12 protein-coding genes are annotated in these 19,718 nt (G+C 62.3%); 2 read left to right on the top strand and 10 right to left on the bottom strand.

Annotated elements, in window-relative coordinates; genetic code table 11:
* Positions 1 to 96: 96 nt before the first annotated feature.
* Positions 97 to 1,044, top strand: a complete 948-nt coding sequence (locus VJ464_08475) for an acyl-CoA desaturase (protein ID HKQ05151.1) — start codon at positions 97 to 99, stop codon at positions 1,042 to 1,044.
* A 3-nt stretch (positions 1,045 to 1,047) separates the two neighbouring features.
* Here VJ464_08475 and VJ464_08470 read toward each other — a convergent pair whose 3' ends face one another.
* The 9 genes from VJ464_08470 to VJ464_08430 form a co-directional block, all read right to left on the bottom strand.
* Entirely contained in the window at positions 1,048 to 1,767 is a 720-nt protein-coding gene (locus tag VJ464_08470; protein HKQ05150.1) for an HAD family hydrolase, read from the bottom strand.
* A gap of 4 nt (positions 1,768 to 1,771) precedes the next feature.
* Positions 1,772 to 2,743 carry an ROK family protein gene (locus VJ464_08465; protein HKQ05149.1) on the bottom strand — a complete coding sequence of 324 codons (972 nt, stop codon included), beginning with the start codon at positions 2,741 to 2,743 and terminating at the stop codon, positions 1,772 to 1,774.
* A 63-nt stretch (positions 2,744 to 2,806) separates the two neighbouring features.
* A complete protein-coding gene (locus tag VJ464_08460; protein HKQ05148.1) occupies positions 2,807 to 4,438 on the bottom strand; it encodes a hypothetical protein in 1,632 nt (543 codons plus the stop codon).
* A gap of 315 nt (positions 4,439 to 4,753) precedes the next feature.
* On the bottom strand, positions 4,754 to 5,713 hold the full coding sequence (locus VJ464_08455; protein ID HKQ05147.1) for a pyridoxal-phosphate dependent enzyme: 960 nt from the start codon (positions 5,711 to 5,713) through the stop codon (positions 4,754 to 4,756).
* Positions 5,714 to 5,801: 88 nt separating this feature from the next.
* Positions 5,802 to 7,931: a glycoside hydrolase family 20 zincin-like fold domain-containing protein gene (locus tag VJ464_08450; protein HKQ05146.1), complete on the bottom strand. Its 2,130-nt coding sequence runs from the start codon at positions 7,929 to 7,931 to the stop codon at positions 5,802 to 5,804.
* Between the two features lie 37 nt (positions 7,932 to 7,968).
* Complete coding sequence (locus VJ464_08445; protein ID HKQ05145.1) at positions 7,969 to 10,059, bottom strand: S9 family peptidase; 2,091 nt, start codon at positions 10,057 to 10,059, stop codon at positions 7,969 to 7,971.
* A 12-nt stretch (positions 10,060 to 10,071) separates the two neighbouring features.
* Positions 10,072 to 10,323 carry a hypothetical protein gene (locus tag VJ464_08440; GenBank protein ID HKQ05144.1) on the bottom strand — a complete coding sequence of 84 codons (252 nt, stop codon included), beginning with the start codon at positions 10,321 to 10,323 and terminating at the stop codon, positions 10,072 to 10,074.
* Positions 10,324 to 10,519: 196 nt separating this feature from the next.
* Positions 10,520 to 11,575 carry a GNAT family N-acetyltransferase gene (locus VJ464_08435; protein ID HKQ05143.1) on the bottom strand — a complete coding sequence of 352 codons (1,056 nt, stop codon included), beginning with the start codon at positions 11,573 to 11,575 and terminating at the stop codon, positions 10,520 to 10,522.
* A 43-nt stretch (positions 11,576 to 11,618) separates the two neighbouring features.
* Positions 11,619 to 12,818, bottom strand: a complete 1,200-nt coding sequence (locus VJ464_08430) for a GNAT family N-acetyltransferase (GenBank protein HKQ05142.1) — start codon at positions 12,816 to 12,818, stop codon at positions 11,619 to 11,621.
* A gap of 412 nt (positions 12,819 to 13,230) precedes the next feature.
* Between VJ464_08430 and acnA the strand changes: the two genes are divergently transcribed.
* Positions 13,231 to 17,661, top strand: coding sequence for an aconitate hydratase AcnA (gene acnA / locus VJ464_08425; GenBank protein HKQ05141.1), 4,431 nt, complete (start codon positions 13,231 to 13,233; stop codon positions 17,659 to 17,661).
* Between the two features lie 96 nt (positions 17,662 to 17,757).
* Here acnA and VJ464_08420 read toward each other — a convergent pair whose 3' ends face one another.
* Positions 17,758 to 19,695, bottom strand: a complete 1,938-nt coding sequence (locus VJ464_08420) for an NBR1-Ig-like domain-containing protein (protein ID HKQ05140.1) — start codon at positions 19,693 to 19,695, stop codon at positions 17,758 to 17,760.
* Positions 19,696 to 19,718 lie beyond the last annotated feature (23 nt).

Below are 19,718 nucleotides of genomic sequence, written 5' to 3'. Positions count from 1 at the left end.
TTCATGCGCTCATGGCGACTTAAATTTACGCCGCCGATGATTTTTGCTTTGGGCAAAGCGAGCCGGTCTGGTAGGATATGCAATTCAGGAGAAGCGATGCAAGAGATTAGAACCACAACACCTCCCGCGACCTCAACGATTCCACCATCCACCCTCAAAAAGACCGTCAAGCCCGCACCTGACAAGGCCAAGTCAGTCGAGCCGGCTTACGTCGAAGAGGGCGACCGGCTATCGTTCAAAACGATTCCCTTCGCGCTGATGCACCTGGCGTGCGTCGCCGTTTTCTTCGTAGATTTCAGCCTGACCGCCGTGCTGCTCTGCGTCGCTTTGTACGCCGTCCGCATGTTCGGATTGACCGCAGGGTTTCACCGCTACTTCTCGCACCGCTCGTACAAGACGAGCCGCCCTGTGCAGTTCCTGATGGCCTGGCTCGGCACCTCGGCGTTGCAGAAGGGGCCGCTGTGGTGGGCCGCGCATCACCGCCGCCATCACAAGTATTCGGATCAGCCGGGCGATATTCACTCGCCGGTCACAGAGGGCTTCTGGTGGTCGCACGTCGGCTGGGTCATCAGCCGCAAGTACGAAGCGACCGATTGGAACGCCATCAAAGATTTCGCGCGCTTCCCCGAGCTGCGCTGGCTGAACAGCAACCACTGGGTGCCGGGCGTCGCCGTGGCGGTGGCCTGCTTCTTCGGCGGCATGTTGTTCGGCGCCAGCGGCTGGTCGTGGCTGGTGTGGGGATTTGTCGTCAGCACCGTGCTGCTCTATCACGGCACCTTTACGGTCAACTCCCTATCACACGTCTGGGGCAGCCGCCGTTACCAGACCACCGACCAGAGCCGCAACAATTTTCTCATCGCGATCTGGACGGGCGGCGAAGGCTGGCACAACAATCACCACCACTACATGGCTTCGGTGAAGCAGGGCTTCTTCTGGTGGGAGGTTGACTTCAGCTACTACGCGCTGCGCATGCTGTCGTGGCTGCGGCTGGTCTGGGACCTGCGCGTGCCGCCGAAACACATACTGGCCGTCGAGAGAGGCTAGGCGCTAGCCTCTCTCCCTCATCTCTTCCAAGAGGCCGGGCAACTGGCGAATGTCGCCAATCTCATAAAAGCTCGCCGCGTCATAATCGCTCACCTGCTCGTGTACCCAGGTGATGTGATAAGGGATGTGAACCGCCCGCCCGCCGGCTTCAATCACCGGCAGAATGTCTGACTTGATCGAGTTGCCGACCATCAGAAAGCGCTGCGGATCAAGCTGGTGCCGCGCCATGACGGCGCGATAGACATCCGTGTTTTTCTCCGAAACGATTTCGAGGTGGCTGAAATGGTCGCCCAGGCCGGAGCGCGCGATCTTCGACTCCTGATCGAAGAGGTCGCCTTTGGTGATCAACATCAGCCGGTACTGCTCGGCAAGGGCGCTGATCGTTTCGGCCACGCCGTCAAGCAGCTCGACCGGCGCATGCAACATGATCTTCGCGTAATCGATGATCTGTTGAATCTCCGCGCCGCTGATGCGGCCTTCGGTCAGCTCGATGGCGGTTTCGATCATCGATAACGTGAAGCCTTTGATGCCGTAGCCGAAATGCTGGATGTTGCGGTGCTCGGTCTCGTTCAGCTTGGCTTCGATCCATTCGTCGCTGTGATAGCCGGCGAGCAGTTGCTTGAACTTCGATTGCGTGACCGTAAACAGGCTCTCGTTGTGCCAGAGCGTGTCGTCTGCGTCAAAGGCAATCACTTCGATGAGGGGGTTCTGTGCGCTGCTCATGGTTTCACTGTCGCTCGACGAACTCCTGGGCGAGCAGCGCCGCGCCCGTAACTCCGGCGTCGTCGCCGAGCGCCGCGCGCACAATCCTTAAATCTCTCGTCATAAAATCGAATGCGGTGTCGCGCGCCGCTTCGTCAATGCGTCCGGCGAAATCATCTCCCATCGCCTCGACGACGCCGCCGCCTAAGACGACGACCTCCGGCGACAGCACGTTGACCAGGCTGCCGATGCCTGCGCCGATCAAACGCGCGGCGCGGTTCATAATCTTCACCACCAGCTTATCGCCGGCGCGGTAAGCCTTGCCCAGGTCGCCGCCCGAAATCAGATCGGTATCCTGTTTGAGCTTGGCGTTCAGCAGCGTCTTGTCGCCGCGCCGGATGGCTTTGCGGATGTCGCGCGTCATGGCCGTGCGGCTCGCCAGCGCCTCCCAGCAACCGCGATTGCCGCAGCCGCAGCGCGGCCCGCCGGCTTTGATGATGATGTGGCCGATCTCGCCGGCGTTCTTGCTGAAGCCATGATAGAGCGCCCCGTCAGCAATGATGCCGCCGCCGATGCCTGTGCCGACGAAGACGCCGAGGACATGACGCGCGCCGCGTGCGGCACCTTTGCGGTATTCGCCATAGGTGCCGGCGTTCACGTCGTTTTCGACAATGGCCGGACAGTGGAAGGCTTCGGCGAGGCGCGGGCCGAGCGGAAAATTGCGGAGCGTCATGTTGGCCGATTCGACGATGATGCCGGTGTCGGGATCGAGCGGGCCGGGCGCGCCGATGCCCAGAGCCCGCAGGTCGTCACGGGTGATGCCGGCGCGCTCAATCGCCTGCTCGGCGGTGCGCGCGACGGTTTGAAAGACCAGCTCGTTGTCGCGCCATGCACGGGTCTTGGCGCGCGCGCGGCTGACGATGTTGCCGCTCGCGTCAAAGACCGCCGCCATCACTTTGGTGCCGCCCAGATCGATGCCGAGAATATGATTAGCCATTGCGCCGTTCATTAAACCACGAAACGGCGTCGCCGGTCGATTTCTTGTCGCTCGGTCTTTGGCCTACGCCGCCGCCGCTTTGCGCTTGGCGCCGGCTCTACGCCTTCTGGTGAAGTTGATTCCAAGCAGCAGGCTGCCCAGGAAGCCGAGAATGAAAGAGGCGAAGAAGTTTTCCGTAGGCAGCTTGGTCACGACGATGGAGACGGCGCCGACGGTTTGCGGGTTTGAAACGATGGCGCCGAACAGCGCCAGCCCGAAAAAGACCGCTCCGAGAACCAGCCCCTGCATGATCTTGAGGCGACTCTGTCTGCGCAACAGCGGCATGACGCTGCCGCCGGCAATCGCAAAGAACAGTTGCAGCCAGGGGAACGAGAAGCTCAGCGGCGCTGCCATCTCTTCAGAGACAATCGTTTCGCGCAAGCCGTTCAAGGTTGAGCCAACAACTTTGAAATCGCCGATGGGGCGGCTGCTGAACAGCTTGATGGTTCCTGACGTCTGCCCCTTGGGGATGTGCAATTCGCTCTTGCCGTTTTCAAACCGTATCCCCCGCGTGTCGCCCGACAGGGTGAAGGTGATCAGGCGTTCGTCCATGCCTTCGTCTTCGGGAGCGATGACGCGGCCATCCTGTAAGGCCTCGACGCGCAGCTCGATCTCATCCAGGCCGTTGGCAAAGGCGCTGTTGCGTTGTTGGCGGACGGTTAAATCTGTGGTGCGGACACCAGGAACGAAGTTGTAATCCTGGCGCGCCGGGAGATAGTTATTGGCGCTCAGGGCGTAGGCGCTGACGCTGATGCGCCCACCGGGGCGCGTCCTCAAGACCGCCGCTTCCGGCGAGATGGCCTGATTGCGCGGTATCTTGATGACATTCGGCTCGAAGCGGGCGTTACCGTCTTCGACTTTCAGGATGATCTGGAGGTCTTCGGGCGCCGGCGGATAATCGTCGCCGACCGCCGATCTCAACGCCACCTGGAGTTTACCGACCTGCTCGCCTTTTTCGATCTGCGCGAGCAGCTTCGAGGGGGTCAGCTCTAAACGGAACTGCGCCGAGTGCGGGTTTTGCCAGAAAATCGGCATCAGCCCCGCGTCGGGCGGCGCCGGCCTGGCTTGCTGCGCAGGCTTCGACAGCGCCCGCCGTGGGTCGAGCACGATGATCACCGCCTGGCCGGTGGCGACGCCATCGCTTTCGACGAAGACCTGCACCCTTCCGGGCTGATACGACACGATGTAGGCGTTTTTATCGTCTTCGCCCTGTCCATGGTTGATGACGATTTGCGCGGCTTGCTGCCCCTGCCCCAGCACGAGTCGGCGCGTCGCTGAGATCGTGTTGTTGTTCGCAGCTTGCTTGTTCAACTGAGCTTGCTGCTTGATTGATCTGGAGGCAAGCAGACTCTTAGCCTGATCGAGACCGTCAAACGTGGTCGCGGTGATCGTCGTCCTGAAGGCGCGCGGGGCTTTCACCCGGTAGCCGTTCTGATCCAGCAGGGCGAGATTAATCTTGCCCTCTTTGCCGAGATAAAACGTCGCCGTCTCTTTGGTCTCGACGACATAGCGTAGCGCCATCTTTTGCAGGCTTTGCGCCTGTGCGCCGGGCCAGCCCATCAGTAGCGACAGCGCATAGACGAAGCCCGCCGCTGCCGCAGACCAGACGAGCGGCCGGCGCTGCACTTGCGACCTGAAGCTTATGATTCTTCGCATATCGGTTGTCTCCTTTCGGCGGGATAGCTAGCCGTCTGCGGTAGGACTGTTCGGCTGACCACCTCGCCGTCATGGAATGTGCATAGGAGCAAAATAGTTCCTCTGCCCTGTAGACATTGGCCTATTGATTAGTGGGCCGTGAGAAATAACCGAGAACGATTCAGGGCGGAGGGAGCCAGGGCCGACCCGCCTGCGGCAGGTGGGGAGTTTTCCCTCTACTAAGGAAAGACGCAAATCAGGCGGGAAACATGCGGAATTCTTTCCGGTAACAAAAAAAGTTTTTGGGCTTACAGAAGCGCCCCCGGTCGCGCCGGCTCACACACGCGCCAGCACCTCTTTCAACTGCGCCAGCGAGGCGTTGCCGCCGGAACAGACGAGGCCGACTTTCTGACCGGCGAACTCGGCGCGGCGGCGGTAGAGCGCGGCCAGCGGCGCAGCGCCGGCGGCTTCCGCGAGCGTGTGAGCGCACTCGATCATCCACACCATCGCCTGCTTGATCTCTTCGTCGCTCACCAGCATGAAGTCGTCGAGCATTTGCCAGAGAATCTGCTGTGGCAGCGCAAAGGCGGTGCCGGTCGCCAGGCCCTCGGCAAAGGTGCGGTCGGGTGCTGCCACAAGTTGCCGCTGCCGCCACGACTCGTAGGCCGCGGGCGCGGCTTCGGATTGCACGCCGATAACGCGAATCCGCGGGTTGATGGCTTTGGCCGCGATGCAGGCTCCCGCCGCGCCGCTGCCGCCGCCGACGGGGACGAAGATGCAACTCAACCGCGGCTCGTCTTCGAGCATCTCCAGCGCTTCGGTCGCGACGCCGGCGATCAACAGCGGCTCGTCACCCGAATGGACGTAGCGGTAGCCATGCTGGCGCGCCAGCGCTTCACAATGCCCGCGCGCGTCGTCGAAGCGCGCGCCGTGAAAGATGACTTCCGCGTTCAGGCCGCGCATCGCCTCGACCTTGCCGGGGTTAGCGCCGGCGGGAACCACGATGCGCGCCGCCACGTTGAATAGGCGCGCCCCGTAGGCGACCGATTGGCCGTGGTTGCCGGTCGAAGCGGCAATCACGCCGCGCCCGCGCTCCTCATCGCTCATCTGCGAAACCAGGTTGATGCCGCCGCGCACTTTGAAAGCGCACGTCGGCTGGACATTCTCATGCTTGATGAAGACCGTCGCGCCGACCAGTCCATTGACCGCCGGGTAGGAACGCATCGGCGTGCGCTGCAAGTAAGGTTTGATCTGCCGCTGTGCCAGCAATACGTCTTGAAACGTCGGCGCTTCCATCTTTACCTCCGGTGACAAGTGACAAGTGACAAGATAGCTTACGCATGCCAGAGCTCAGCACAACTTTGAGTGACCGTCTTGTCACTTGTCACTTGTCACTTGTCACTCGAATAAAGAATCCCATCTGCTGCGGCGTCGGCAGAGTGCCTTGCTCGCGGTACTGCTGCATGGCCTGGCGAACGGTCTGCGCTTTCGCCACAAACAGCCGCGCCAGATTGTCATAGCGCACCGTGACGTTGGCCAGCCAGTAGGCGCGGTTCTCTGCCATCCACAGCTTCGCGTACATCTCGCGCAATCGCGTCGTCGCGTCACGCAAGTCTTCGAGCCGCCCGTTGGCCCCGGCAATCTGGCTCAGGTTGCGCTGCACCAGTTGGCGGTTGCTCATATTCAAATAAGCTTCCCAGTAATAGCGGCTGATCTCGCCGACAAGCTGGGCCTTCATGCCGAGCGCGTCCAGGCGCAACCCGGCAAAGATCAAGCTATCAATCGTGTCGTCGTTGTTGCGCGCTTGCTCACGGTGCCGATAGAGCGAGGCCAGTGCGCGCTCGGCTTCAATGCGCAGGTCGTGCGCCGCCGCCTCGGCTTTTTCGACGTATGCAGCGCCGGTCTCTGTGAACGGGTCGGACCAGAACGGCTCGTCGTTGGCGTCGCCGAGCTTGGCATCGCGGAGTATCGAATGGGCGCGCGACAGTGATTGCAGCGCATCCCGGAAAACGTGATCTTCGTTACGATAGAACGCCCAATCGTAATTGGCCTTGAAACGCTCGATGCTTGATTCACCCGATTGCCAGGCGCAGGCCGCGCCGAAGGCGACCGCCGGCCAGGTCATCTGAAACAGCGCCTCGCCGTCATCGTCCCAGGTCGTGTTCAACATGCCGAGCGCGCCATACTTCTGCCCGTCGCGCACGAAGTTGCGAATGTTCAAAAAGGCGGCGTCGAGGTTCGGGAAGATGCGATTCCAGTTGCTCGCGCCCGGCGCGACGAACAGATCAAGATGCGCGTCTTTGTAAGGCTTCAACAGGTTATCGAAGGCGGGCTGCGGCGAATACCCCCACGCCACGGCAATCACGTCTTTCGGCAGGATGCCCAGCAGCTCAGGATACTTCATCGCGATGTCGCCCCAGAACATCAGCCGCTTATTGTAAGGCTTCATGATCTCGGCGACGCGCTTCAGATGCTCAAGGTAGACGCGGCCCAGCCCGACCTGATCGGCGTGGGCTTTCGTCTGCCCGCGCCCCAGCTCAAAGGTTTCGTCAGCGCCGATGTGAAAGAGCGGGCCGGGAAACAGCGGCACCAGCTCGGCATAAAGGTCTTTGATGAAGGCGTAAGTTTTATCGTTGACCGGTGCCAGCACATGGCCGTGCGGGGTTTCGGCCATGTCGCTGAAGGTTTCGTACTTCAGGACGTGATGCAGATGGCCGAACGCCTGCTGCTCGGGCAGGATGGTGACGTAATAGCGCCGCGCATACTCGACCAGCTCTTTGACGTCCGCGGCAGTGATCGCGCCTTCTTTCGGCGCGATCAGCGGCTGGCTCTGATAGTCGAAGACGTGTTCCAGATAGAGCGAGAAGAGATTGAGCTTGAAGGCCGCGCAGGTTCGCACCTGCCGCTTCATGTATTCGAGCGTCGGCACGGGGCCGCGACTGATGTCGTCGTGGACGCCGCGCCAGCGCATCTGGGGCCAATCTTTTATAGCGACTGCCGGGCAGGAAAGCTGACGAGTTTCGCCGGCCTGCGCGCCGCTTCCCTGCCCCAATAACTGGCGCAAGGTCTGCGCGCCGTAGAAGACGCCCGCGCCGGTTCGCGCCGCGACGACGATGCGCTCGGCGCTCGCGTCAATCACGTAGCCTTCTTCGTCGAGCTTGTCGTCAATCGCCAGCTTGTCCGCCGCGAGCGCGGCACTCAGCCGTGCGTCATCGCCGACACGCGCCAGATAGATGGCGTTTGCTTTGGGCAGCGAGCGCGATGTGGTGATGGCTACTTTTCGCCCGGTGGCGCGCTCGATCTCTTCGCCGAGCGTTTCGGCGGCGGCGCGGTCTTCCTCCGTATGTGCCGAGTTGACGACGATGCGTGTCTTCGAGGTGATGGCGAAAGCGCCGGCGCGGCGCTCGACCTGCTTCGGCTCAGGGATCAACTTCAGGTCTTGAGCAAACGCCGATGTCGCTGACAGCAGGATGATTGCGGCCGGGACAATCCAGAGAGATTTTCTTTTCATCATTCGATATCTGTTCGGCTAGCGTCAACAACGCTGATGGTTACCGCGCGTCGGGCGGCACAGCGGCGCGGTTGCCGTTGATGAAGCGGTCGAACCAGTAGAGCTGCCAGTTCAAGCTTTCGACCAGATGCTTTGGCTCGCCTGTGCGCGTCAGGTTGTGATTCTCGCGCGGGAAGATCACCAGCTCGGTGGTCACGCCGTAATGCTTCAAGGCGCGGAACCACTGCTCGCCTTGTTCGAGCGGCACGCGATAATCATTGTCCGAATGCAAGATGAGCGTCGGCGTCTTGACGTTCTTCGCATACTTGAGCGGCGAGCGGTCCCAGTAGGTCTCGAACTTGTCGAACATGAAGCCGCTGAAGTCGCGCTTATGGCCGTAAGCGCCGTCGCGCGTGCCTTCGTCGCTGATGAAGTTGACGACGCTGCGCAACGTCACCGCGGCTTTGAAGCGGTCGGTGTGAGAGACGATCCAGTTCGTCATGTAACCGCCGTAGCTGCCGCCGGTGACGCCCAGCCGGTCGCGGTCTATCCACGGATAGCGAGCCAGGATCATGTCAACGCCGCTCATGATGTCCGTGTAATCTTTGCCGCCCCATTCGCCGATGATGCCGTTTTCGAACTTCTCGCCGTAGCCGGTCGAGCCTCTCGGGTTGACGAAGAAGACCGCCCAGCCGCGCGCCGCATAGACTTGAAATTCGTGGAACCAGTCAACGCCGTACATCCCCGCCGGGCCGCCGTGAATGCTGAGAATCATCGGGTACTGCTTGCCTTCTTGCCAGCCGATGGGCTTAACGAAGAAGCCATCTATCTGCCAGCCATCGGCGGCCTTGTAGGGCACGCGCTCGACATCCATCAGTGCCAGCCCGCGCCACAGCGCCTCGTTCAAGTGCGTCAATTGTTGCTCGCCCTGTCCCGACAAATTGGCGACGTACACATCATCCAGATGCTTAAAGTCGTTTGCGGTGTAGACCATCTTCTGCGCTTGATCGTTGAGGTCAACGCCGCGCACGGCGCGCGCGCCTCTGGTGACCTGGCCGACTTGCCGCGAAGCGAGGTCGGCGCGGAACAGGTGAGTCTCGCCTTTGACGCCCGCGGTGAAATAAAGCGCGCGCCCCTGTTCGGCCCAGTCAAGGTCGGACGGAATCATGTCGAGCCCTTCGGCGGCCAGCCGCGAAGCCGTGCCGCCGGTCGCCGGCGCGAGCCAGATTTTCGGGTGCTGCTCTTCGCGCACGCGGCCTACGAAAGCGATGGTCTTGCCGTCGGGCGACCAGCGCGGGCTGTTGTCACTCTCGGGGTGATCGGAAATCTTCAAAGGCGTGCCGCCGGTCGCCGCCACCACCCAGACGTCTGTGTCGTGATTGTCTTCAAACTCTTTGCCGGTGCGGTTCGAGACAAAGGCGATCTTCGTGCCGTCGGGCGACCATTGCGGGTCGTTGTCGTTCCAGTCGTCGCCGGATGTGATGCCGCGCGCCTCACCGCTCTTAACGTCAACCACCCAGATGTGACTGCGGCGGTCGTCGAACCAGCCGGTGTCGTTGAACTTGTACGAGATGGTCTTATAGTGCCGCACGTCGCTGTGCTCTTTGTTCGCGGCGCGGCTGTCGCTCGGCCCCGAGCGGCTGACGCAGGCGAGCCGCGTCCCGTCGGGCGACCACTGAAAACTGCTGACGCCGTTCTTAAAGTTCGTGACGCGACGCGCTTCGCCGCCGCTCATGGCCAGCACGTAGACCTGAGCGCGAGCGTCGTTGCTGGCCGCGCCTTCGCTGGCGGTGCGCGATGTCGAGTCCGCCGCCGGGCGCGTTGAAATAAAAGCGAGCCACTGACCATCGGGGCTCCAGCGCGGCGCGCTGCTGCTCTGCGCGCTGGTCGTAAACTGCCAGGGGGCGCGGCGGCCATCCGCTGAGGCCATCCAGACGGACGAGTGGCGGCGATTCTGTTTCTGATCTACGGTCGTGACGACGTAAGCGACGAGCTTGCCGTCCGGCGACAGGCGCGGGTCGCTGGCGAATTCGAAAGCGTAATAATCTTCCGGCGTGATGCCGCGCTTGCCTTCGCCCTGCCGCGCCGCCAATGGCATGGCAAGCATCAAAAAGATTAAAAAAGTGCCGAATAATCGCAAATTTGTTGGCATCGGTTTTCTCCGTTATTTCCGCCGCGGCAGAATTGAGCTGAGCCAGTCGCGGCGCTGCGGATTGTCTGGGGCGCGGCGAATCTCGCAGAAGGTCTGGCGGCCAACACGCTCCAGGTCGGCGAGCCACGCTTCGTCGGCGAGATAATAGCCCGCGCCGTCTTCGATCAATTTCCGGTCGGCAAACTGATCCTGCCATTCGACATGAAACGCCTGGCTCCAGAACGTATCGCGGCCTTTAATATGGATTCTCGTGCGCCGATTCACTGGCCGTTACTCCGCAGCTTGCATTCACCGTTAGCGATATGATGACCGCTGCAAAGCTAGCTCACCGCCGCCGCGGCTGTCAATTCACGGGTTAGTGCTTGACGTTCAAAGGTGGGGTAAACACAGAGGCACAGAGGCACAGAGGCTTCTCCGTGCTACCTCCGTGTCTGCGGTGTCTCTGGGTTTATCTTTCAGATTATCCAGCGACGGCTTGCACGAAAACAGTTTCGAGGTCTTGATCGGCTTCCGTCAGGTGCCACGAGCTGGGGGCTCGCAGCAAGGCGGCCTGCGCGTCCGTATCGGCAACCGCGACTTGAAAGCCGCGCTCGTCGCGGGCGATGAAGCCATGCCGCAACAGTCGCCGCGCTACGGCGCAGCCTTCAGTCATGCATAACTCCAGGCGCGCGCAGCTCCATTGGGTCGCGTACTCGATCACCAGCCGCAGCAGCGCGTCAATCAAGCGCGGATCGTTCGGACTGAAAATGTCCATGATGGCCGCTTCGTTGCCGGACTTTTCAATCGTGAAGAAACCCACCAGCGCGCCGTCGCGGCGCACGGCCAGCGCCGTCTGCCTGCCGCTGCGATAGCGCCATGCCAGGTAAGCGCGGTCGCGCACGCAGGCCACCGGGTGAGTCGCCGCCGCCGTTGCAAACAGCGCGTCGAACTCGTCGCCGAACTCGAAGATTTCGCTCAACGTGAAGCCGTGCGCGTCACCTTTCGTCAGATGATCGAGCATCAGAATCGGCAGGCCGGCGAGCCGCGCCCCGAGCTTGGTCGGCACACGCGAGAAGGCCGCCTGATAAACGCCGTGACTGGTCAGCGGGCGCACCCAGCGGCGATAGCTGGTCACCAGATGCGAGCCGGCTTTGACGAGCGCGCCGAGATTGTTCGGCGTCGGCGGGCCATACATGAACTCGATGCCGGCTTCGCGCATGCCTGAGAAGCTGGCGACGTGCAGTTGCGTCGCCAGGCCACGGCGACGCACGCGCGGCTCGATGTAGCAGTCGCCGCCGATGCTCCCCAACCGCTCGCGCTCCGCTACGCGAACGCGGCGCGGAAAGATCGAGGTGCAGCCGACCGCTTCGCCGCTGTCGCTTTCAATCGCCAGCCAGGTGAGCGCGCTGCCGTGCGGGTTATCGCGATAGAGCCAATCGTAGCGCGCCGCCACGTCGCCGGAATAGACGTTCGCCATTAAGCGAATGATGTGGCCGCGGTCGTCCGCGGTCGCCTGACGAATAACAAATTCACTCATAGTCCTACCACTTGACGCGCCCGTGGGCGCGGTGTCTGTTGGCTCAGCGGATGAAATGCCGGCGCTGCAATAGCCTGTGTCCGGCCTGCCGCACTGCGGTTGGCAGCGTCGCCTTGAGCAGCGACTTGCTCAACCGCGTCATCCGATGAATGCCCGTGTAAGCCAGCGCCCGCACGCCCGCGCGCAAACAGGTGAGCTTGACTGTTTCGCGGCCCTCCGGCGTCCAGCGATCTTTGTAAGCGTTGTCGCCGCCCATGAAATCGAATTCGCGCACGACGGGGTCGGCGACGCATTCGCGGAGGCAGAGGCCGAGCATCACGCGCCCGACGCTCAGGCGCGATAGCTCCGGGTCGAAGCCCGCTTGAAAGTAATGCACCACGCCGTTGTCATAAAAGCCGATGAGCGCCCCCGCCGTTTCGCCTTCCACATCGAACGTCCACATGCGCAGGCGGTCGTCGCGCAAGCTCAGGCGCGCCGCCTCGCGCAGGAAGGGCTCAAAGCCGGGAAGCGCAAACGAGCCCGGCTCGCCGCGGGCGTTCCAGCGCGCCTGGTGCAAGCGCACCAGCGCGTCCATCGCGCCTTCAAGCTCGTCGGCGGTGGCGACGCGGCGCAGTCGGCCCGCGTGGGTCTTGAACAAGCGGCGCGTTTCGTAGAGCAGGTTCTTGCGCGTCGAGCGGCTCAGATTCTCTAGCACGCTCTCCCAATCACCCGTGGTGCGGATGAAGTGCGAGCGGCTGGCTTGCTGGATGACGGCGCTCGGCCCCAGCGCGGCGCGCAGGTGCGGCAGCATCAGCGAAGTCGCGGGAATCTCGTTAAGGCAGAGCCGATCCCAGGCGTTTGATTGTAGGAGAAAATCGATGACAGCTTCGGCGACCTGACGCTCTTCGCCCCGACGTGCGATCAGGTCGAGGCATTCGCCGGTCTGCACATAAACGCCGGTGCCGATGAATCCTAGCTCGCGCACATGCGGGATGCCCGCGGTACGACGCTCGCGCAGGTAAAGCGGCGCCAGTCCTGCCAATCGCCCATTCAGGTCGCGCGCCGTGATGATGAACAACTGCGCGCCCTGAGGGCGAAAGGTCTGCCACCAGAGCTGATTCCAGCCGGCGCGCAAGAAGTAAACGCGCTGGGCGCTCTCGTCGAGCAGCGCGTCCCATTCGCGGGCGAGCCGCGCCAACCCGGCCTCGTCGGTCGTGATCTCCATCTGATACCGCGACCGTCCTATCGCCTGTGCGCTACTCATTGCTCCAGCAAATCCTTTCGACGTTATGCGCGTCCTCCTCCTTCGCCAGCCGTCCACGCGCGAAGGCTTAATGATATGAAATTGCCTGCCGCCACTAAATTCCACAAGCAGCGGCCAGGGTCATTCAGTTCTGCCAAAAGGGATGAAAGAAAAACACAGAGACACAGAGGCACGGAGGCACGGAGAACGTCTCTGTGTCTCCTCCGTGCCTCCGTGCCTCTGTGTTTAATCCATCTTTATGAATGTCGAGAACTGATTGCCCCTGAGCGGCGGCAGATCGTTAGCTCACCGCGCCATTCCTTGACGATCCCGCCGACGAACTCTAAACTGAAATTCACAGAGACAACAGCCGTTCAACCGATAACCAGACCGCGCCCGCAGACGCGCCAACCCGACGGATGATTGAATGACTATGACGCATAACCTCTTCGACTCGCATCAGACGTTTACCACCGCAAACCATCGCTCAGGGGAGTTTTATTCGCTGCCGCAACTGGAAAAAGCCGGCATCGGGCCGATCTCGAAACTGCCCGTCAGCATCCGCATCGTGCTTGAATCGGTGCTGCGCAATTATGACGGCAAGCGCATCACCGAAGATAACGTGCGCGCCCTGGCCAACTGGACGCCGACCGCCGAGCGCACCGAAGAGATTCCCTTTGTCGTCGCCCGCATCCTGCTGCAAGACTTCACGGGCGTGCCGCTGCTGGTTGATCTGGCGGCCATGCGCTCGGCAGTCGCCCGCCTGTCGAAAGACCCGCGGATCATCGAGCCGCTGGTGCCCGTAGACCTGGTCATCGATCATTCAGTGCAGGTCGATTTCGCCAGTCGCGCCGATGCCTTCATCAAGAACATGGAGACCGAGTTCAAGCGCAACCGCGCCCGCTATCAGTTCTTGAAGTGGGGCATGCAGGCGTTCAACAACTTCAGCGTCGTGCCGCCCGGCATCGGCATCTGCCATCAGGTCAATCTCGAATACCTGGCTCAGGGCGTGGTCGAGCGCGACGGCGTCTGCTTCCCTGACACGCTGGTCGGCACAGACTCGCACACGACGATGATTAACGGCCTCGGCGTCGTCGGCTGGGGCGTCGGCGGCATCGAAGCCGAAGCCGGCATGCTCGGCCAGCCGGTCTACTTCCTGACGCCGGATGTCGTCGGCGTCCATCTGAGCGGCCAGTTGAGCGAAGGGGTGACGGCGACCGACCTGGTGCTGACGCTGACAGAGATGCTGCGCCGCGCTAAGGTCGTCGGCAAGTTCGTCGAGTATCACGGCGACGGCGCGGCGCGGCTGACAGCCACCGACCGCGCGACGATTGCCAATATGTCGCCGGAGTACGGCGCGACGATGGGCTTCTTCCCGGTCGATGAAGAGACGCTTGAATACTACAAGGTGACGGGCCGCAGCGACGAGCAGGTCGCCTTGATCCGCGACTACTTCACGGCGCAGGGCATGTTCGGCATACCGCGCAAAGGCGAGATCGAATATAGCACCGTGCTTGAGCTTGACCTGGCCTCAGTCGAGCCGAGCGTCGCCGGGCCGAAGCGCCCGCAGGATCGTATTGCGCTGACCCATCTGAAAGAGACCTTCCGAGACTTGCTCACTCAGCCCGTAAGCGAGCGGGGTTACAACCTGCCGCCCGAAGCGATTGACAAGTGCGTCTTCACGCAGACCGGCGTGCATAGCTCGGCGCTGATCGAGCCCATCAGCGGCGGCGGCGAGCAGAAATCGGATACCGCGCCGCTCGGCCCCGGACTGGTCAGCGAAAAGAACACCGCGACCTGGACCGAGACCGAGATGATGAACAACCGCCCGACGCCTGACCGCGTTGACGCGGTGCTCGAAGAAGAGTTTCCCATAGGCCGCGCCGAACTGCGTCACGGCGACGTGGTGATTGCCGCCATCACGTCTTGCACGAACACCTCGAACCCGAGCGTCATGCTCGCCGCGGGGCTGCTGGCAAAGAAGGCGGTTGAGCGCGGCCTGCGCGTGCGACCGACGGTAAAGACCTCGCTCGCGCCCGGCTCGCGCGCCGTCACCGATTACCTGGAAAAGACCGGCCTGCAACCGTATTTGAATCAGCTCGGCTTCAACCTGGTGGGCTATGGCTGCACGACCTGCATTGCCGCAGGCACCCCGGTGCTGCTGGCCAATGGCACTGCCCGTCGCATTGAGCACATGCCGAGCGCCGGCGGCGCAGTTATTTTCGGCCCGACGGCGGATGGCGCATTGGGTATGGCGGTGCAGGCCGAGACGATGACCCAGGGAGTGCGTGATTGCGTGACTCTCGTCTTGCAGGATGGGCGCGAGCTGGTCTGTACCCCCGATCACCAGATTCTTTGCGCCGATGGTAGGTGGGTGCGCGCTGACTGCCTGGTGCCTGGGCAAGATCGCGTTGTCGTCGGCCTGGAAGCGCCGCTGGACGAGCCCGGCGACGACGAAGCCGACTACGCGCTGCTGGCAGGGAATTTGACATTCACCCTGAATTCGACGCATGAACGTCTGCGGGCGCTGGCCTTCGCACGCTTGCTCGGCCATCTGCTCAGCGATGGCTCGATCAGTGCCGCAGGCCAGGGGCGAATGACCGTCGGTCAGGCCATAGACCGCGAGGTGGTGCTGAATGATCTGGAATTGCTCACAGGCAAGCGCCCGGCGGCAACGCAGTATGACGAGCGCAAATGGACAATCGTGCTGCCGGCGGAATTGACCAAAGCGATTAGCGCCCTATCCGGTGTTCGCACGGGCCGGCGCATCCAGCAGTCGGCGACGCTGCCGACTTTCATTTTGGATGAGCGCTGCCCGGTGGCGCTGGTGCGCGAGTTCTTAGGTGGCATGTTCGGCGCTGATGGCTGGGCACCTGTGCTACACCGCTTGAGTGACCGCGAGGAGAATGCAGTTCTCGAAGCGCCGGCCTACGCCCAGACCGCCAAGCCGGAGCACGTCGAACAACTGAAGGCGGTAATGGGTCACTTGATCGACCTCCTGGCGCGTTGTGGGGTGAAGACCGAAGGCGCGCACGTTTTGCAGTTCCCGGTGCGCCATGCGGCTTCTTCGTATGCCGCCGCCGGTGATGGCGCTCCCCGCGTCGAGGTTCGGTTGAAGTTGCCGGACGGGCTGTCGTTCGTGGAGCGAGTGGGGTTCCGCTACTGCGTCGATAAGACGATGCGGGCCAGTGCGGCGGCGGTCTACTGGCGCACGGTGAGCAAGATCAATCAGCAGCGCTTATGGATGTCGGAGCGTCTGGGGGAACTGCACCAGGAGCGCCCCGAGTGGTCGTTCAGCCGGGCGCGCCGTGTCGCTGCGGCGGAGATGCAGCCACGCGAGACGCCGGTCTTCCCGCACTACTCTTTACTTGCGGGGGCGGATCGCTTCTCGCGATTGCCACAGCCGGCAGATCGCCAGTTCCGACCTCTGCACCGCGAGAGTTGCAACTTCCCATCGCCGGTCGAGATGTTCAAGCAACTCGGTGTGCGAGACTGGTTCGCCCCATTGCGCGCGCATGACGAGACGAGCTATGCCAAACGCTACTGTGTTGATAAGCACGCGATGACGCTGCCGACGTTGTCGCTCGGCGTGCTGGAACGGCGCGCGGCGGGCGAGCGCGCGGTCTTCGACCTGGCCGTCAACGACCTGCACGCCTTTGTCGCCGGCACGCTCTGCGTCCATAATTGCATCGGCAATTCCGGGCCGCTCGACCCGGCGCTCGAAGAGGCGATCAACGACAACGACATCGTCGCCGCGTCGGTGTTGAGCGGCAACCGCAACTTTGAAGCGCGTGTGCATCAGAGCGTCAAGGCGAACTTCCTGATGAGCCCGCCGCTGGTCGTCGCTTTCGCGCTGGCCGGGCGCGTCAATCTCAACCTCACCGAAGACCCTTTGGGAACGGGCGAGGACGGCGAGAAAGTCTACCTGCGCCACCTCTGGCCGACGATGGAAGAAGTGCGTGAGATGATGCGGCTGGCGTTCGACCCCGAAACCTACCGCCAGCTTTACAGCAACTTCAGTGAGCAGAACCCGATGTGGGACGAGATTCCGGTGACCGTCGGCGCCGTCTATGAATGGGACACCGAATCGACTTACATTCAAGAGCCGCCCTACTTCGAGGGCTTCGAGATGCAGCCGGGCGCCATCAGCGAGATCAGCGGCGCGCGGGCGCTGGCCATCTTCGGCGATTCGGTGACGACAGATCACATCAGCCCGGCGGGGGCGATCAAGCCGACCAGCCCCGCCGGTCTCTACCTGCAAGGGGAAGGCGTCACGATTGCCGATTTCAATAGCTACGGGGCGCGGCGCGGCAACGACCGGGTGATGACGCGCGGCACCTTTGCCAACGTGCGGATCAAGAACCTGATGGTGCCGGGGACGGAAGGCGGCCTCACCGTGCATCAGCCCGACGGCGAGCGCCAGAGTATTTATGACGCGGCGATGAAGTATCAGCAGGAAGGCACGCCGCTCATGGTCTTCGCCGGCCAGGAGTACGGCACCGGCAGCTCACGCGATTGGGCGGCTAAGGGAACGCGCTTGCTCGGCGTGCGCGCCGTCGCGGCGCAGAGCTTCGAGCGCATCCACCGCAGCAACCTCGTCGGCATGGGCGTGCTGCCTTGCCAGTTCAAGGAAGGCACGAGCGCGCAGAGCTTGCGGCTCGACGGGAGCGAGACTTTCGATCTGGTCGGCTTCGGTGAAGGGATCAAGCCGCGCCAGGACGTGCGGCTGGTGATTCATCGTCAGAACGGCGAGTCAGAAGAAGTGCCGCTCACGGTGCGCATCGATACGCCGATTGAGGTGGACTACTACCGCCACGGCGGCATCCTGCATTACGTCCTGCGGCAGTTGATCGCCCAGGCGTAGGCCAAATTACAGAAACGAAAATCGCCGAGCCGGGAGTAACCCTCACTCCCGGCTCGGCGATTTTTTATCGTCAACAACGGCTGGTTACGTCGGCCTTCATTTCACGAGAAGCAAGGCATTCGTCGAGGCGGTGCCGAAATAGCCAGCGCCGTTTTGTAATAATCGCCACTGGAAGTTGTACCAGCCCGGCGTCGCCGGCGCGGTGACCGTGAAAGTGAAGACGACGCTCGCACCTGGTGCTACTGACTGCGGAAGGTTGACGCGGTTCGTGCCCCAGGTCGTGTTGTCCTGCGAGTTCTGCGAGCCCAGGTAGTAGGTTCCCGGCGTCCACGTCGTGGTTCCCGTGTTGCGGAAGGACAACTGCATCGTCGCCTGTTGCCTGGCCGTCATTGACCAGGTCAGATTCGCCCACTGATAAGCGGCGTCGTTCGTGCCCGTCAGGCTGCTTACGAGGAGCAAGGCATTCGTCGAGGCAGCGCCGAAATAACCGACGCCATTTTGCAGCAGTCGCCACTGGAAGTTGTACCAGCCCGGCGTCGCTGGCGCGGTGACGTTGAAGGTGAAGACGACGCTAGCGCCGGGCGCCACCGACTGCGGAAGGTTGACGCGGTTCGTGCCCCAGGTCGTGTTGTCCTGCGGGTTCTGCGAGCCCAGGTAGTAGGTCCCTGGCGTCCACGTCGTGGTTCCGGTGTTGCGGAAGGACAACTGCATCGTCGCCTGTTGCCCGGTGTTCATTGACCAGGTCAGATTCGCCCACTGGTAGGCGGCGTCGTTCGTGGCCGTCGGCGCCGGCGACTTCGAGCCGGGGTACAGGAAGGTCACGGCGGCGATGTCGTCTGTGCCGAGCGTTGCGCCACGCCCGCTGCCATGCGCCGTGGCATACATAATCGCATTGCTGTCGGCACTGTGACCGAAGCCGATGGCGTGACCGATCTCGTGCGTGACGACTTCGGCAAGGTTCGCCGAAATGCCGAGGAAGCATGAGAAGTTGCGGTTGAAGACGACATCGCCTTCAAAGATGTGCGAGAACGTCTGGCCGCCGATGACGCGTGTCCCGCCGCCGGCGCTGGTGACGCCGCCGATGGCCAGCGTGCCGCTGCAATTAACGGGGTCGCTCATCTGATCGAGCGGATCATTGAATGACAAAGCCGAGACGCCATCCTGCTGAAAGCCAACGACAGTCGTCGAGCCGATGTTTTGCAAAGTCAACGCCGTCGTCTGTACCGCCGTCCACGCGGCGAATGCTTGATTGATCTCGGTGACGCCGCCCGAAGCCGTCGGCGCGCCCAACGAGTTGACGCGGAAGGTGACCGGCTGCTGCGAATCCGGCTCGAACCAGCGATAGCTGCCTAAGAAGGTGTATTGCGCCGACACGTCGCCGGCGGCCTGATCGGCGTCGTCAACGTATTCAGCAGGCACTTCGACAATCGGCGTGACGGCGCGCTGAGCCTCGTAGGCCGCAACCGCATCGGCGTAATCGCGCAGCACGCGCTTGACCTTTTTCGTGAAGCGCGCGAGCGGCGCGTCGTTGGTGATGTTCGGGGCCTCGGTGACGCCGAGAATGTTGACATCATCGGGGCTGACCTGGCGCTTGACGCGCAACTGGCCGGCGGCGTCAACAACATCGTACTTGCCTTGAAACAGGTGAGCGACGCGCAAGGTACCATCCTGCCGCGTGTCCAAAAAGAGCAGCAATTGCTGCCCGGCGCGGTATTCGGGCGCGCCAAAGATCACCGTCGCTTCGTCGCCGACGCGCCCGCCAAGCTGTTTGAAGACGATGGTCTGATTCTGCAACTGGCCCTTGAGCAAACGGCTGACATTGACTTTGACATAGGTGTTGATCGTCTGGTGATCGGCGTCCCATTGGGCTTTGACCGACTGCACATCGCCGATCAGGATGACGCGCGACGAAGCAATCAACTCTTCGTCCGTGAGCATCACCGCCGTCGTCGCCGTGCCGACGTTGGCAGCAAACAACAGAGCCAGTAGGAGTGCGAAAACCTGGAGCGCAGGCTTTAAGATCGAACGTTTCATCAAGCGAATCTCCTCTACGAAGT

The organism is Blastocatellia bacterium (genome assembly GCA_035275065.1).
In the GTDB taxonomy this organism is placed as follows: domain Bacteria; phylum Acidobacteriota; class Blastocatellia; order UBA7656; family UBA7656; genus DATENM01.
The sequence above is the reverse complement of the archived record's forward strand: the minus strand, read 5'-3'. Positions and strand labels throughout refer to the sequence as shown.

Excerpts from the sequence above, each read along its gene's own strand:
- VJ464_08475 (HKQ05151.1), top strand. The coding sequence starts at position 97 with ATGCAAGAGATTAGAACCACAACACCTCCCGCGACCTCAACGATTCCA.
- VJ464_08470 (HKQ05150.1), bottom strand. The coding sequence starts at position 1,767 with ATGAGCAGCGCACAGAACCCCCTCATCGAAGTGATTGCCTTTGACGCA.
- VJ464_08465 (HKQ05149.1), bottom strand. The coding sequence starts at position 2,743 with ATGGCTAATCATATTCTCGGCATCGATCTGGGCGGCACCAAAGTGATG.
- VJ464_08460 (HKQ05148.1), bottom strand. The coding sequence starts at position 4,438 with ATGCGAAGAATCATAAGCTTCAGGTCGCAAGTGCAGCGCCGGCCGCTC.
- VJ464_08455 (HKQ05147.1), bottom strand. The coding sequence starts at position 5,713 with ATGGAAGCGCCGACGTTTCAAGACGTATTGCTGGCACAGCGGCAGATC.
- VJ464_08450 (HKQ05146.1), bottom strand. The coding sequence starts at position 7,931 with ATGATGAAAAGAAAATCTCTCTGGATTGTCCCGGCCGCAATCATCCTG.
- VJ464_08445 (HKQ05145.1), bottom strand. The coding sequence starts at position 10,059 with ATGCCAACAAATTTGCGATTATTCGGCACTTTTTTAATCTTTTTGATG.
- VJ464_08435 (HKQ05143.1), bottom strand. The coding sequence starts at position 11,575 with ATGAGTGAATTTGTTATTCGTCAGGCGACCGCGGACGACCGCGGCCAC.
- VJ464_08430 (HKQ05142.1), bottom strand. The coding sequence starts at position 12,818 with ATGAGTAGCGCACAGGCGATAGGACGGTCGCGGTATCAGATGGAGATC.
- acnA (HKQ05141.1), top strand. The coding sequence starts at position 13,231 with ATGACGCATAACCTCTTCGACTCGCATCAGACGTTTACCACCGCAAAC.
- VJ464_08420 (HKQ05140.1), bottom strand. The coding sequence starts at position 19,695 with ATGAAACGTTCGATCTTAAAGCCTGCGCTCCAGGTTTTCGCACTCCTA.